This is a genomic window from Enterobacter sp. ECC_219_Taxon_10 (assembly GCF_058354905.1).
In genome coordinates, this window is sequence record NZ_CM178005.1 from 2,462,195 (window position 1) to 2,477,481 (window position 15,287).

At 56.3% G+C, this 15,287-nt stretch carries 13 protein-coding genes; 5 read left to right on the top strand and 8 right to left on the bottom strand.

Annotation, left to right across the window (positions count from 1 at the left end):
• The first annotated feature begins 5 nt into the window (after positions 1-5).
• Positions 6-809 carry a carboxymuconolactone decarboxylase family protein gene (locus AC4ICF_RS11795; protein ID WP_316379155.1) on the top strand — a complete coding sequence of 268 codons (804 nt, stop codon included), beginning with the start codon at positions 6-8 and terminating at the stop codon, positions 807-809.
• Between the two features lie 346 nt (positions 810-1,155).
• Positions 1,156-1,434, top strand: a complete 279-nt coding sequence (locus AC4ICF_RS11800) for a hypothetical protein (RefSeq protein ID WP_316379156.1) — start codon at positions 1,156-1,158, stop codon at positions 1,432-1,434.
• Positions 1,435-1,461: 27 nt separating this feature from the next.
• Here AC4ICF_RS11800 and silA read toward each other — a convergent pair whose 3' ends face one another.
• From silA to AC4ICF_RS11820, 4 genes are read right to left on the bottom strand one after another with little or no spacing between them, the layout of a single operon-like run.
• Positions 1,462-4,602, bottom strand: a complete 3,141-nt coding sequence (gene silA, locus AC4ICF_RS11805) for a Cu(+)/Ag(+) efflux RND transporter permease subunit SilA (protein ID WP_439209814.1) — start codon at positions 4,600-4,602, stop codon at positions 1,462-1,464.
• A 10-nt stretch (positions 4,603-4,612) separates the two neighbouring features.
• A complete protein-coding gene (locus AC4ICF_RS11810) occupies positions 4,613-5,863 on the bottom strand; it encodes an efflux RND transporter periplasmic adaptor subunit (protein WP_316379157.1) in 1,251 nt (416 codons plus the stop codon).
• Between the two features lie 11 nt (positions 5,864-5,874).
• On the bottom strand, positions 5,875-6,216 hold the full coding sequence (cusF, locus tag AC4ICF_RS11815; protein WP_316379158.1) for a cation efflux system protein CusF: 342 nt from the start codon (positions 6,214-6,216) through the stop codon (positions 5,875-5,877).
• 23 nt (positions 6,217-6,239) lie between these two features.
• The gene (locus tag AC4ICF_RS11820; protein ID WP_316379159.1) at positions 6,240-7,625 is read right to left on the bottom strand and encodes an efflux transporter outer membrane subunit; all 1,386 of its coding nucleotides are present in this window, start codon (positions 7,623-7,625) and stop codon (positions 6,240-6,242) included.
• Positions 7,626-7,788: 163 nt separating this feature from the next.
• Between AC4ICF_RS11820 and AC4ICF_RS11825 the strand changes: the two genes are divergently transcribed.
• Both AC4ICF_RS11825 and AC4ICF_RS11830 read left to right on the top strand, forming a co-directional pair.
• On the top strand, positions 7,789-8,472 hold the full coding sequence (locus AC4ICF_RS11825) for a copper/silver response regulator transcription factor (RefSeq protein ID WP_316379160.1): 684 nt from the start codon (positions 7,789-7,791) through the stop codon (positions 8,470-8,472).
• Positions 8,462-9,916 carry a Cu(+)/Ag(+) sensor histidine kinase gene (locus AC4ICF_RS11830; protein WP_316379161.1) on the top strand — a complete coding sequence of 485 codons (1,455 nt, stop codon included), beginning with the start codon at positions 8,462-8,464 and terminating at the stop codon, positions 9,914-9,916. Before AC4ICF_RS11825 ends, AC4ICF_RS11830 begins: the two co-directional genes overlap by 11 nt.
• Positions 9,917-9,919: 3 nt before the next feature.
• Here the strand turns inward: AC4ICF_RS11830 and AC4ICF_RS11835 are convergent, their stop codons facing one another.
• Positions 9,920-10,825: a LysR family transcriptional regulator gene (locus tag AC4ICF_RS11835; protein ID WP_320719529.1), complete on the bottom strand. Its 906-nt coding sequence runs from the start codon at positions 10,823-10,825 to the stop codon at positions 9,920-9,922.
• Between the two features lie 117 nt (positions 10,826-10,942).
• Between AC4ICF_RS11835 and AC4ICF_RS11840 the strand changes: the two genes are divergently transcribed.
• Entirely contained in the window at positions 10,943-12,343 is a 1,401-nt protein-coding gene (locus AC4ICF_RS11840) for an MFS transporter (protein WP_316379163.1), read from the top strand.
• Between the two features lie 79 nt (positions 12,344-12,422).
• On the opposite strand, the gene AC4ICF_RS11845 is transcribed toward AC4ICF_RS11840, so the two are convergent.
• From AC4ICF_RS11845 to AC4ICF_RS11855, 3 genes are read right to left on the bottom strand one after another with little or no spacing between them, the layout of a single operon-like run.
• Positions 12,423-13,418, bottom strand: a complete 996-nt coding sequence (locus AC4ICF_RS11845) for a DUF2891 domain-containing protein (protein ID WP_316379164.1) — start codon at positions 13,416-13,418, stop codon at positions 12,423-12,425.
• A 9-nt stretch (positions 13,419-13,427) separates the two neighbouring features.
• On the bottom strand, positions 13,428-14,414 hold the full coding sequence (locus AC4ICF_RS11850) for a DUF979 domain-containing protein (RefSeq protein ID WP_166711207.1): 987 nt from the start codon (positions 14,412-14,414) through the stop codon (positions 13,428-13,430).
• Positions 14,411-15,133: a DUF969 domain-containing protein gene (locus AC4ICF_RS11855; RefSeq protein WP_192982276.1), complete on the bottom strand. Its 723-nt coding sequence runs from the start codon at positions 15,131-15,133 to the stop codon at positions 14,411-14,413. Before AC4ICF_RS11855 ends, AC4ICF_RS11850 begins: the two co-directional genes overlap by 4 nt.
• Positions 15,134-15,287: the final 154 nt, after the last annotated feature.

Below are 15,287 nucleotides of genomic sequence, written 5' to 3' on the forward strand. Positions count from 1 at the left end.
TTAACATGAAAAGCGTAATTGCAGCGGCGGCCATGTCGCTTGTTATTTCTGATTTTGCTAATGCTGAGGAAACAAGAGGTAAAGCTATGATGAAAATTGAACCTTCAGCGATTCCTGAAGCTGATATTCGTTCTGTCTCACCGGCTCTTGCCCGCTTTGGTCGAGAAGCTATTACTGAAGATCTGTGGACACGCGATGCCCTCTCGCCCAGGGATCGTAGTATGGTGACCGTCGCCATGCTAATTGCCAGAAACCAGCCTGGCGACCTTAAGCACTATGTAGACATTGCCCTTGATAATGGCGTTTCGCCAGCGGAATTGTCAGAAATCATTACCCATCTGGCGTTCTACTCAGGTTGGCCAAATGCCATGTCAGCAGTCAGCGTGACCAAAGCAGTATTTGAATCTCGTGGCGTCACGGCAGATGCACTTCCTGACGCTTCTCCGGACCTGCTTCCTCTCAATCAGGAAGCAGAAAAGCAGCGTTCAGAGACAGTGGAAAAAAACGTGGGACCGATATCACCTGGTCTGGTTAAATTTACTGCTGACCCACTGTTCCTGGATCTCTGGCAAAGACCCGCGCTGAAACCCCGCGACAGAAGCCTGATTACGGTCAGCGCGTTAATCGCATCTGGACAGAGCGCGCAGATTGGCTATCACCTCAACAGAGCGATGGATAATGGACTTTCTGCTGAGGAAGCTGGGGAGATCGTTACCCAAGCCGCGTTTTACGCTGGCTGGCCAAACGCATTTACCGCTGCTCCTGTTGTCGGAGAGGTATTAAGCAATCGCTCATCGAGTAAAAGGTAATATTACTTAACACGAAAACCTGACGTACATCATAAAATTAGAACGAACAGTTCATGAACTAACAGACGTAACATCGAGTGATTTCTGGACAGCGTTTAACACAGTTATGAACCAAATTTGAGTTCATAACTGTGAATTTGAATTAGCATTTGATAAATATACATTTAAAACAGTTTGTTATGCTGTTACTGGTGCTGAGATTAATTATGTATATTCCTCAAACCCAGAATAATTAAATCACCTGGGGTGTTAAAAAGATATATCAACGCCCGCTCCATAAGCCCTTCCACATCACGACCACAAATTACATCTAGCCCTTCTGTTCGCCGGCATCAACGGCGTGACGATGTTTATGATTGGCAACGGCAACATGCGCGCCGTACGGTTACATCTTACGCTGGCTGTGATAAGCCTGATATTGACTGCCGCCTATCTGCTGGCCGCGCTGAGCGGTAGCGCTTCTCCGGGCGTCAGTCTGGCCGCGGCGCTGGTAAGCCTCGTCATGCTGGGGCTTAGCGGCAGCTGTATCCTTTCCACCGCTTTCTATAAGATGCTGTTGTTTACTTTGCATAATCGCGCCTGGCGCAAGCTTATCAGCCAGACGCGCCAAGCAAACATCCCATAACATTCCCGCCGTTATCGGCGGGATTTTTTATGCCTTTCTCTGCCTGCGCAACCAAATTAACTTATACGCCGCAGGAATAATAAACAGCGACAGCAGCGGCGCCGTGATCATCCCGCCAATCATAGGCGCCGCTATCCTGCTCATGACCTCTGACCCGGCACCGGTTCCCCAGAGAATGGGCAGCAGACCGGCAATAATCACCGCCACGGTCATCGCCTTCGGCCGCACGCGCAGCACGGCGCCATGATAAAGCGCGTCATCAAGCTCCTGCTCGGTGAACGTGTCCCGATGGGACAACGCCGGATTCTCCTCAATGGCATGACGTAAATACATCAGCATGACCACCCCAAACTCTGCCGCGACCCCCGCCAGAGCGATAAACCCGGTGCCGGTTGCGACAGACATGTGGAAGCCCTGCCAGTACAGGAACCAAATGCCTCCGACCAGGGCGAACGGCAGACTCATCAGGATTAGCAACGCTTCTTCCACGCGACGGAACGCCAGATACAGCAGAATAAAGATGATCATCACCGTCATCGGCACCATCAGCTTCAGCTTCTTGTTGGCATGTTCGAGGAGCTCAAACTGGCCGGAGAATGACACGCTGGTTCCCGGCTTCAGCTTCACGTTCTGGCTAATGGCCGTCTTCATGTCGTTCACCACCGACACCATATCCCTGCCACGGGCATCGATGTAAATCCAGCTGGCAGGACGCGCATTCTCCGTTTTCAGCATGGTCGGGCCAGATACGACCTTAATATCAGCCACATCGCCCAGCGTGATCTGCTGTTTCATCGGCGTCAGGATCGGCATCTGCTTCAACGCGTTCGGGCTGTTCCGGTAATCCTGAGGATAGCGAATATTAATCGGGTACCGGGCAACGCCCTCCACAGTTTCACCCACCGTCGCCCCGCCGATGGCCGAGGAGACAAACAGCTGCACGTCACCCACCGTCATTCCGTAGCGGGAGGCTTTTTCCCGGTTGATATCGACATCAATGTAGCGCCCGCCCTCCAGACGTTCAGCCAGGGCAGACACCACGCCCGGCACGGTTTTCGCTACCGCCTCGATGCTTTGCGCCGTCGCGTCGATATCCGACAGAACGGTACCTGACACCTTGATACCAATCGGGCTTTTGATCCCGGTGGAAAGCATGTCTATCCGATTGCGGATCGGCGGAACCCAGAGATTCGCCAGACCGGGCAACCGAACGGTCTTGTCGAGCTCGTCAATAATCTTGTCAATCGTCATGCCGGACCGCCACTCATTCTCAGGCTTGAGCTGAATGGTGGTTTCCACCATTTCGAGCGGCGCGGAATCCGTAGCCGTTTCGGCTTTACCCGTCTTGCCGAAAACTGAGGCCACTTCAGGCACGGTTTTAATTAACTTGTCCGTGGTCTGTAACAGTGCGGCCGCTTCTGCCGGAGAAACGCCCGGCAATGTTGAGGGCATATACAGCAGATCGCCTTCGTTGATCTTCGGTAAAAACTCGCCGCCCACCTGGCTGAGCGGCCAGATCACCGTGAGGATCGATAAGGCTGCGACTAACAGCGTTGTTTTTGGCCAGTGAAGAACCCTGATAAGCAACGGGTGATAGGCTTTAATCAGCAGCCTGTTCAATGGGTTACTGGTCTCAGCGGGAATCTTACCCCTGATCCAGAACCCCATCAAAATAGGAATAACAATGATGGCAAGCGCAGCCGCGCCCGCCATGGAGTACGTTTTGGTGAAGGCCAGCGGACCAAACAGCCGCCCTTCCTGTCCCTCCAGGGTGAAAATGGGAATGAATGACAGGGTGATGATCAGCAGGCTGATAAACAGCGCGGGGCCAACTTCGACAGAGGCGTTGGTAATCACCTTCCAGCGCGTGGCGTTATCAATCTGCTCTCCCGGATGCTGGTGATCCCACTCTTCTAACCGCTTGTGCGCGTTTTCAATCATGACGATAGCGGCATCCACCATCGCGCCGACCGCAATGGCAATGCCTCCCAGGGACATAATATTGGCGTTCAGCCCCTGGAAATGCATGACGATAAAGGCAATACACAGGCCCAGCGGCAGAGAGACAATCGCGACCAGCGCAGAGCGAACGTGCCACAGGAACAGCGCGCAGACAATGGCCACCACGATAAACTCTTCGAGCAGCCTGGAACTCAGGTTGTCGATTGCCCGGTCGATCAGTTGGCTGCGATCGTAGGTGGTCACAATCTCAACGCCTTGCGGCAGGCTGGCCTTCAGCGTCTCCAGCTTATCTTTTACCGCCGTAATGACTTCACGCGCGTTTTTGCCCGAACGCAGGATCACCACACCACCAGCGACTTCCCCCTGCCCGTTCAGCTCCGCAATACCGCGCCGCATTTCCGGTCCCGCGTGTACGCGGGCAACATCACGAAGGTAAATCGGTACCCCGTTTTCTCCGGTTTTCAGGACGATGTTATTGAAATCGTCCATCGTCTGCAGATAGCCGCTGGCCCGGACCATATACTCCGCTTCCGCCATTTCAACTGACGATCCTCCCGCCTCCTGGTTAGACGACTCAAGGGCCTGCTTAACCTCAGGCAGGCTAACGCCGTACTGAGCCAGTTTTAACGGATTGACCTGAATCTGATACTGCTTAACTACGCCGCCCACCGACGCCACTTCAGCCACGTTCGGGATTGTTTTCAGTTCAAATTTCAGGAACCAGTCCTGCAGCGAGCGCAACTCTGCGAGATCGTGTTTTCCGCTGCGATCCACCAGCGCATACTCAAATATCCAGCCCACGCCTGTGGCATCAGGACCGATTTCAGAGCTCACGCCGGCAGGCAGTTTGCCCTGAACCTGGTTCAGATACTCCAGCACGCGCGAACGGGCCCAGTACAGATCGGTGCCATCTTCAAAAATGACATACACGTACGAATCGCCAAACTGCGAAAAACCGCGCACGGTCTTTGCGCCGGGAACCGAGAGCATGGTGGTAGTCAGTGGATAGGTCACCTGGTTTTCAACAATCTGCGGTGCCTGGCCGGGATAGCTGGTTTTGATAATCACCTGAACGTCAGAGAGATCGGGCAAGGCATCGACCGGGGTGTTGATAATGGTCCATGTCCCCCAGACGCTGAGGAACAGCGCCCCCATCATGACCAGGAAACGGTTGGCGACTGACCGCCGGATAATCCATTCAATCATCATCGTCTCCTTAATGGCCGGAATGCGCGTGGTCCGAGGTTTCAGCCTGACGCATGCGCTCCAGCGCGCCGGTAATATTGGCCTCCGAGTCAATCAGGAACAGACCGCTGACCACGACTGAATCCCCCTCTTCCAGTCCGCTACCAATGCCGGACTGCTGCTGAGATTCATGCAGAACGTGGATCCTTTTCGGGACAAAATTCCCGTCCGCATCTACCGTAATAACGCGCTGTTCTTTACCGGTATCGATAACGGCCTGGGAGGGGATCAACAGCATCTCCTGACTTTGGGTATTCAGCTTCAGGTAGGCGTTCATGCCCGGTTTCAGCAGCTCATCCTTGTTAGCGACCTGCAGGCGAACCTGCAGCGTGCGGGTGGTCTGGTCCACGCTCGGCAGGATATTCCATTTTTCAACCGGGAAGGTTTTATCCGGATAAGCCGGTACCGAAACAGCAAACTGCGAGGTGTCTTTCAGCAGATAAGCAATGGATTCAGGCACTGCCGCGCCGATCCAGACCGGATCCATCCCCTGAATTTGCGCCACTACCTTATCTTTGGAAATATTCATGCCGGTACGCAGGTCAAAAGCCGTGATCACTCCGTCGATCGGCGCCTTGATGGTAAAGCGGGTCTGGATCGTTCGGGTGGCACGCAGCCTCTGAATATCCTCATCCGGCATACCCGCCAGGCGAAGACGTTCCAGAACGCCTTTTATTTGCGTCGGCGTTCCGCCGGTGCCGGATAACAGCAGAAACTCGCTCTGCGCCTCTACCCAGTCAGGAATGGTAATATCAATAAGTGGCGTGCCTTTCTTCACCTTATCGCCCGTCGTCAGCGGGTACACTTTCTCCACGAAGCCTTCCGCGCGCGCCTGCACAATGACGAACTGATAGTCGTTATAGCTAACGTTAGCCGGGATGGTCTGAGCATAATTCAGCGTTCCGCGCGTCACCTTTTGCGTTTTTAATCCGAGGTTCTGAACCTGTGTTGGGTCAATACGGATACCGACACTGCTTTTATTGTCGTTTTCATCCGCATATTTCGGCACCAGATCCATATCCATAAACGGCGATTTACCGGGCTTATCGAATTTCACGTCGGGCTTCATCGGGTCATACCAGAAAAGCACCTTTCTTTCTGGTGCGCTATTTTCTGTTTTTTCAAAGGAATGAATAGCCTGCCAGGCCGTCACCGATATCAGCCCTCCCGCAATTAGGCTGCTGACTATCATGGCAGCATATTTTATTTTTAATGAGGCCATGCTGTTTCTCGCTATTTAATGCTCTTCAGTAAAGAGATATTGCCCTGCTGAATAAACGAAAAATCAACGTGACTGCCGACTTTTAAGGCATTGATACTCTCATCAGCCTGAATAAAGGTGAAACGCATGGTCATCGCGGGCCAGCCAATCGCCGGAATGGCTTCATGAGAAATCGTCACTTTTTTATTCGTGAGATCAATGCCCTTCACGATACCGGTCCCGGTGATGAGCTGCTCTGAGGTCCCTTCACTGGCAGCACTGACCATCTCGTGCTGATGAACCTCAGCCTGGAGGCTGGCAGAAAACACAATAGAGACCGCACCGAATACAACGGCTTTAAGTGAATTACGCATTTTTATTTTCCTCTTTAATGAAGTTATTCAACCCAACCGCCGCCGAGCGCGGTGAAGAGATTAATCTCATTCACCTGACGGGCGTAAATAAGGTCGAGAATGGTTTGCTGCGTGGAGAAAAGAGAACGTTCCGCGTCGAGCACCTCGATATAGCTGACCACACCGCTGGAATATAATCCTCTGGCCCGCTGCAGGGTAATTTGCAACGAATCAAGATAACGCTGCTGCGCTTCAACTTGCTGGTTAATGCTGTCCCGCAGCGCGAGCGCGTCGGCAACCTGTTTGAAGGCGGACTGAATTTTTTGTTCGTAATTCACAACCGACTGCTGCTGGCGAATTTCGGCCAGCTTCAGGTTGGCCTTATTCCTGCCCGCATTAAAAATGGGAATGTCGATTTTAGGAATAAAATTCCACATCCCACTGCCGGCGGTGAACATGCTGGACAACTCCGTGCTGCCGGTTGAAAGCCCGCTGGTCAGCGAAATGGACGGGAAAAAAGCAGCACGTGCCGCGCCGATATTGGCATCGGCCGCTTTAAGCTGATACTCCGCCTCCATAATATCCGGGCGTTGCAGCAGTATCGCGGAGGAAAGATGGGGAGGCAGTTTTACCGGCGCAACGTCGCTGGCATTCATGCCGCCGTCGCCCGGCAGCGCGCGATACGTGCCGAGGAGCAGCTGCAGGGCATTATTGGCCTGCGCCAGCTCCCCCTCTCTTTTGGCAATCTCTGCCTGCGTACTTTCGATCTGTCCCCGGGCCTGTTCCAGCGCCAGGACGTTCGTGCTGCCCGTCACCAGCTGCTGCTCAACGAACGCATAGGAGTGCTGGTAATTCGCCAGCGTATCCCGCGCAATACGCAGCTGTTTATACGCCAGCTGCTGGTTGAAATAGCTCTGCGACACGTTAGAGACGAGCAGGATATGCACCGCGCGACGGGCCTCTTCGCTGGCGAAATAGTTTTGTCGATCGGCCTCGCTCATGTTTTTCAGCTTGCCGAAAAAGTCGAGCTCGTAGCTAAGCGCCAGCCCCGCGTCATACTGTTGTGAAGTGGGTTTGTCACTTTTCAGCCCGCCGCTGTACGTGATGCCCGAGGAGGCATTCAGTTGAGGATAACGATCCGCATCCGTCACGTTTAACTGGGCCCGGGCTTCCTCAACCTTCAGGGCGGCCATTTTTATATCCCGGTTGTTCTTCAGGGCTTCCGTAATCAGCCCCGCAACCTGAGGATCGACAAAAAAGCGTCGCCAGCCGGTGTCCTGGTACCCCGCCGCCGCGGGCGTCAGGCCGTTACGGGAAAGCGAAAACTGCTGGGGTACCGGTGCTTCCGGCCGCTGGTATTCAGGCGCCAGCGAGACGCAGCCTGCCAGAATAAATACCGTACTGATGCTTAGTCGTTTTAACAGGAACATAACGGTTTAAATGAAGTCCAGAGTAGATTTAGGGTTACTCTACGGAACGCATCCTGTTTGACGGGTGACAGGATAATGACAATGTTGTCATTTTTAGCGTAAGTCATTGTTAACGGTCGCAGGCTCACTAGAATGTCTCCAGCAGCCAGCCAGGGGGAGCACGATGAAAATACTGATCGTCGAAGATGAAATGAAAACCGGTGAGTACCTCAGCAAGGGGCTGACGGAAGCGGGGTTTGTCGTGGACCACGCGGATAACGGCCTGAACGGCTACCACCTCGCCATGACCGCTGAATACGATCTGCTGATTCTGGATATCATGCTGCCCGATGTGAACGGCTGGGATATTGTCCGCATGCTTCGCTCGGCCGGTAAAGGGATGCCCATCCTGTTACTCACGGCTCTCGGAACGATTGAGCACCGGGTTAAAGGGCTTGAGCTGGGCGCGGATGATTATCTCATTAAGCCGTTCGCCTTCGCTGAGCTGCTCGCCAGGGTAAGGACGCTGTTAAGACGCGGGAATACGGTGATCGCGGAAAGCCAGCTCCATGCGGCTGACCTGACGGTTGACCTCGTATCGCGAAAGGTCAGCCGGGCGGGCAATCGCATCCTGCTCACCAGCAAAGAGTTCAGCCTGCTGGAGTTTTTCCTGCGTCATCAGGGAGAGGTGCTTCCCCGCTCCCTGATTGCCTCCCAGGTGTGGGACATGAACTTTGACAGCGACACGAACGCAATTGACGTGGCAGTAAAGCGGCTGCGCGCAAAGATCGATAACGATTTTGAACCGAAGCTGATCCAGACGGTGCGCGGCGTGGGTTATATGCTGGAGGTACCGGATGCACGTTAAGCTTCCCAGGCGCCCTTTTTCTCTTGCCTTGCGGCTGACCTTTTTTATCAGCCTCTCCACGATACTGGCCTTTTTCGCCTTTACCTGGTTTATGCTCCATTCCGTTGAAAAGCATTTCGCCGAGCAGGACATCAGCGACTTACAGCAGATCAGCAGCGCGATGCATCGCATCCTCCAGTCTCCGGCCGATCCCGACCAAAAGAAAATCAGCAAGCTCAAAGAGTCGGTCGCCAGCTACCGCAACGTGGCCGTCCTGCTTCTGGATCCGCAGGGCAATACCCTGTTCAGCTCGGCGCAGGGCGCGGCACTGCGCCCGGCGATGAATACGGCGAACTTTAGCGCACACCGTCGTGCACAGGATGTGTTTCTCTGGACGGTTGAAGACCCTGCCGCCCCCCTGCACGCCGGGTCCGACATGAAGATGCAAACCTACCGGATTATCGCCTCTTCAGGCACGGCGACGCTGCAGGGCAAAACCCAGAACTACGTCATGCTGATCGGGCTCTCGATAAATTTTCATCTCCACTACCTTGAGGCGCTGAAGAAGAATCTTTTTGCCATAGCCGCAGCGATCAGCCTGCTGATTGTGCTGGTTATTCGTATCGCGGTGCGCCAGGGACACTTGCCCCTGCGTAACGTCAGCACCGCCATTAAAAATATCACCTCCGAAAATCTGGATGCGCGGCTGGAGCCGTCCCGCGTGCCCGTTGAGCTGGAACAGCTGGTGATCTCCTTCAACCATATGATTGGGAAAATTGAAGATGTCTTTACCCGGCAGGCGAATTTTTCCGCCGATATCGCCCACGAAATCAGAACCCCCATCACCAACCTGGTGACGCAAACGGAAATTGCGTTGAGCCAGAACCGCTCCCAGAAAGAGCTGGAAGATGTCCTCTACTCCAGCCTGGAAGAGTACAACCGGATGACCCGCATGGTCAGCGATATGCTATTTCTGGCGCAGGCGGATAATAACCAGCTGATCCCTGACCGGGTGATGTTTGATTTAAGCGCCGAGGTCATGAAAGTGTTCGATTTCTTCGAAGCCTGGGCGGAAGAACGCCACATCTCACTGAAATTTAACGGGATGCCCTGCCTGATAGAAGGCGATCCGCAGATGTTCAGAAGAGCAATCAATAATCTGCTCTCCAACGCCCTGCGCTATACGCCGGAAGGGAAAACGGTAACGGTCTCCATCAGAAAACGGGATAACGACGTTGAGCTGGTGACAGAAAACCCCGGCACGCCGATCCCGCAGGCGCATCTGCCAAAGCTGTTTGACCGTTTTTATCGCGTCGATCCGTCCAGACAGCGCAAAGGTGAAGGCAGCGGAATTGGGCTTGCCATCGTGAAGTCCATCGTCACGGCGCACCACGGCAAAGTCCGCGTGGAATCGGATGCGGTGTCGACGCGCTTCATCCTCACAGTACCCGGAAAAGTGTTCTGAGCGTCAGCAAACAGCGCGGCACACCTCAAGGACCTTTTCCCTGAGCCAGCGATGCGCCGGGTCCCGCTCCATGCGAGGATGCCACATCTGTGACACCGTAATGGTGCGGGTCTTAAAGGGCAGTTCAAAGACGTGCACGCGCTCGGTCATCGCCTGATTGAGCAGGTACAGCGCCGGCACCATGGCAATAAGATCGGAGGCCAGCGCCACGGATAACGCCGTCGGGAATCCAGGCACCACACTGGCGATCTTTCGTTTCATCCCTCGTTCCGCCAGCGCATCGTCAACAGACCCGTGTAATGCCCCATCAGGCGACGCCACCACATGGCCCCACGCGACATAATCGTCAAGGCTGACATCAGGCTGTGACGACAGCGGATGCCCCTTGCGCACCGCGCCAACAAACCGATCCTGAAAAAGCCGCTGCAGCCGTATTTCAGGCCCCATATTGTTCTGCACGCCGATCTCCAGGTCGACAAGCCCCTCCCGCAAATAGCGCGACGTTTTCTCGGGTTTGGGAGCGAAGCGGATGCACACTCCGGGCGCAACGCTCGCCACGGCGGCTATGAGCAGTGGCCCAAATGCCACCACAAAACCGTCGTTGGCCCGGATGGTGAACAGCCGCTCGAGACTTTCCACCTTCAGCGTGTCGGTGGAGGGCTGCAGCACCGCCCTCGCCTCATGCACGGCGCTTCTGGCGCGGTCCCGCGTGGCTTCAGCCCAGGGGGTCAGCACCATATGGCGCCCGGCCCTCACCAGAATAGCATCGCCGGTTGCCTCCCGCAGCCTGCTCAGGGTACGGCTCATGGCGGAGGTGCTCAGATTTAAGCGCCTCGCCGCGCCCGCCACGCTGGCCTCGGCCAGCAGAACGTCGAGCGCAACCAGAAGGTTAAAGTCAGGATCGGACACGATGGCTCCTCAGATAAGGCGTTCTATGCAACGATAAAGTGCAAACGCTGCGTCTTCCGCCCTGTATACCCCATGATTATAGTTTCGTCATCACTATTCTTATCCGGAGTAACGACGATGACGCTATTTTCAAACCTGCCCGGCGATGAAGGATTACCCGGTCATGAACGCGCCAGGGTGATGGCCGCCGTCATGACCACCACGCTGATGGGCGTCTTTGACGGCATCATGATCAACATCGCGCTGCCCTCCATGGCAAAGGCAATGCAGGTGCCCGCGAACGTTGCGGTGTGGTTTGCCAACGGCTATCTGCTGTCAGCGGCCATGACACTGGCCATCTTCGCGGCGCTGGCGGCGCGGGTGGGCTATCGCCCGGTGTTTCTTGCCGGGCTTGCCACCTTTACGCTCACCTCGCTCGGCTGCGCGCTGGCGACCACGTCAGAAATGCTGATCGGCATGCGCATTCTGCAGGGCATCGGCGGGGCGGCCACCCTGAGTATCGCCCCGGCGATCCTGCGATCCGTATTTCCGGGTCGACTGCTTGGCCGAATTCTGGGGCTGCACGCCCTGCTTATCGCCTCCAGCACGGCGATTGCCCCTGTCCTGGGCGGAACCATACTGGACATGCTGAGCTGGCAGTGGCTGTTCGCCATTAACATTATTCCGGGCAGCGTTGCCCTGCTGCTGGCGTGGCGGGCGTTACCGCGCCAGCCAGACGTTGATCGGTCCCCCTTTGATACGCCGGGCGCCGCGCTCTCCGCCGTGCTGTTAGGTTCTGCAATCATGCTTGCCGACAGCCTTCAGCACATAACGCAAGGTATCAACCCGGCGGCCACAGGCTGGGGGTTCCTCACGCTGGTCAGCACCCTCGCCTTTATCTGGCGTATTCGGCGCGCGCAAAGTCCCATACTGCCGCCCGTTATTTTCAAAAATGGGCGCTTTACGCTTGCAGCCCTGACCTCGCTGGCCTCGTTTGTCAGCCAGGGCATTACCTTTGTCGCGCTGCCGTTCCTGTTTCAGAGCGTGTATGGCTACAGCCCGGTGGTTTCGGCGCTGCTGTTCACCCCGTGGCCGGTTGGCATCGTGCTGATCGCGCCGCACGCGGGGCGCTGGGCGGATACCCTTTCCGCGCCGCTGATCTCGACTGTCGGGCTGATGATTTTTGTCGGTGGGCTGGTTCTGCTGGCGACGTTGCCGGATAGCCCTTCCGCATGGAATATCTGCCTGCGCAGTCTGGTGTGCGGGATTGGGTTTGGCTGCTTCCAGAGCCCCAATAACCGGGAGATGCTCGCTAACGTGGCGCGGGAATATGCCAGCTATGCCTCCGGCGTGTTGTCGATTGTGAGGACATTTGGCCAGTGTCTTGGTGCCGCCGCGGTTGGCGTGCTGCTTGCTACGACCGAATCAGACCATGACCGGGCCGTGCATTTTGCGCTGTGGATCGCCGTCATCGCCTCGACGGGGTCAGTGTTGTTTAGCGTGAGTCGGCTGCGCCCTGCGGTTCGGGCATCAGCCTGATTCGCCCGGCGGCGCTACGCTTGCACAATGTAGGCCGGGTAAGCGCAGCGTCACCCGGCAAAAAAGACGACTCGCTCGTTTACTCCAGCGCCAGCAGCGCGAAGCTCGCCAGCCAGTGCCCGCCGCTGTAGTGGCTGCCCACCACGTGCTCGACGCTTGCCGTCAGGTGTTTCGCCACGGCATCACGCAGCGCCTGCTGCGCCGGATGGTTTGCGGGAAGCGCTTTGGCAATATGCTTCATGCACCACGCACGGCTGAGGTTTAACCCGTCGAGATGGGCAATTTTCGGATCGGTACGGTCGCTCACCTCCGCCGGGTTCATCAGCGCCGCAACGGAGCCGAGATCCGGCAAAAACGCGTCAAACCAGGCCGGGAAGTCTTCTAACACCTTGCTCATCAGCAGCGCTTCCGTCAGCGCGCCGGAAATGTACTCATCCCCGCCGGGTTCGTAGTGGGCCGGATAGCGCGTGTCGGCGCGATAAAACCGCTCCGCCGCCGTGACAATCGCCTGCTCAAGCGCGCTATCCTCCACGCCTCGCGCGTAATCGAGCGCCAGCGCGAGGGCAAACGCCGTGTTGTAATGCGTCCCGACGCGGATTGGATAGGTGAGCTTGCTGAGGTAATCCACCAGCCTGTGGCGAATATCCTGCGTTAGCGGCTCAAGCGTTTGATACCAGCCTGCGGCCTGCGGCAGCGACGACTGTTTCAGCTCCTGGGCCAGCGCCAGCAGCCAGCCGTAGCCGTACGGTCGCTCAAACGAGGCGCGGAACGGCGCGGTGAAATAGGCCAGCTCTTTCGCCACGTTCTTTTCCGTCAGGTGCTCGTCGAAAAGCGCGACGATCGAGTCCCGGCTCGGCAGCTCCGGATAGAGGCGCACGCAGCGCAGCAGCAGCCAGTAGCCGTGCACCGCCGAGTGCCAGTCGAAACAGCCGTAGAAAATCGGGTGCAACTCGCGCGGCGGCAGAACGTCACCATCATCATTCAGCAGGTGCATGATGTGGTTCGGGTATTCCTGGCGCAAATAGGTTAAAGGCATGCGGGCAAACGCGTCAGCCTGATGTTGCGTCAATTCCATAACAACTCCTTAGCGAAACACGAGGAAATACATGAGGAACACGTTCACCACCAGCAGGGTTAACGCGGTCGGGATCTGGATCTTGATCACCTGATATTTGTCTTTCAGCTCCAGCAAGGCGGCGGGAACAATATTGAAGTTCGCGGCCATCGGCGTCATCAGCGTGCCGCAGTAGCCCGCGTACATGCCAATCGCCAGCAGCGGCGCCGGGTTGCCGTGATGCACGTTGATCAGGAACGGTAAGGCGATACCGGCACTTAATACCGGGAAAGCGGCAAAGGCGTTACCCATGATCATGGTAAACAGCGCCATCCCCACGCAATAAATCACCACCAGCATGAAGCGACTGTCCGGGTTCACGAACAGGCTGACCACCTTCTGCACCGAATCCCCGGTATTGGCCGCGACGAACACGCCGCCGAGCATCGCCAGCATCTGCGGCAGGATCACCGCCCAGCCGATAGTGTCGACAAGACGACGAGACTGCCGAATGGCATGCAGCGGCGTCCCCTTCGTCAGCCACCAGCCGGTGAGGATCGCCGCGACGCAGGCCACGCACAGCGCCGCCAGGGTGAGCTGTTTCTGGTCGAGCAGGAACACGCCGCCAACCGACACCCCTTTCAGGAACAGCGTCCCGATAACCGTTACCACCGGGATCATCAGCGCGGGCAGGAACAGCCAGTTTTTAAGGCGCTTTGACGAGGCAACGCGCTCCTCCTCGGAGGCCATTTTGTAGTGCCCTTTCCCGACCAGGCCAAAACCCGCCAGCAGCGCGATAGCGATGACGCACCCGCCAACGATCCGGTACGCCAGCGATTTACCCAGCTCCTGCACCATCAGGTCACCGAACAGGAAGATCCCGCCGAATAAAAACCAGAACAGCGCGGTGGTAAAACGCTTCGGATTGGCGCGATCGCGCAGGGTCATAACGACCAGCAGCATCACGACAAAGCCGATCAGGTAATACACACGGTTAATGGTGATAAGCGTCATCATTGCGCGGCCCCCTGCGTTCCCTGCTCTGCACGCCAGGCCATCACGTCGCGACGGATGCTGGCATCCAGGCGCAGCAGGCGCGTCATATGAATAATCAATGCCGCAATCGCGGTTGGGATAGCCCACAGGCCGATATGCAGCGGTTCGATGCCCTGAATACCGTTCTCTTTCAGGAACGCGTCGATCAGCAGCACCGCACCAAAGGCGATAAAGATGTCTTCTCCAAAGAAGACCGCAATGTTGTCGCACGCCGCAGCATGGGCCTTGATTTTGTCGCGAATGTGCTGCGGCAGCTCGCCATATTCGTTCAGGGCGGCCCCTTCAGCCATCGGCGCCAGCAGCGGACGTACAGTCTGGGCATGACCGCCCAGCGACATCAGCCCCAGCGCGGCGGTGCCTTCACGCGCCACGAAGTAGAGCATCAGGATACGCGCCGAGGTGGCGCTGGCGATCTTCGCGACCCAGGCCTGGGCGCGCTCTTTAAGCCCGTAGTATTCCAGCAGACCAATCACCGGCAGGATCAGGATGAAGGTCGCCAGCGATCGGCTGTTGACGAACTTCTCGCCGAAGGTTTCCAGCAGCATCCCGAAATCCATCCCGACCAGCAGGCCCGTCGCCAGCCCCGCCACCACGACTACCAGCAGCGGGTTGAAGCGCAGTGCAAAACCAATAACCACGATCGGTATCCCGATCAGCGGCAACAGCGTAGTACCGTCCATAACGTTTACCCTATCGAAAGTGAGCGTTGCGCGCCGACGGCTATTTTTTTAATTTGCGGCGAGCGATGTTGTGTTTTACGTCAGGCTTCACAAAACCTGCGCTAAAAAGCTATATCTGAACCTCAAAAACATGTAAACAAATTATCAATAAAAT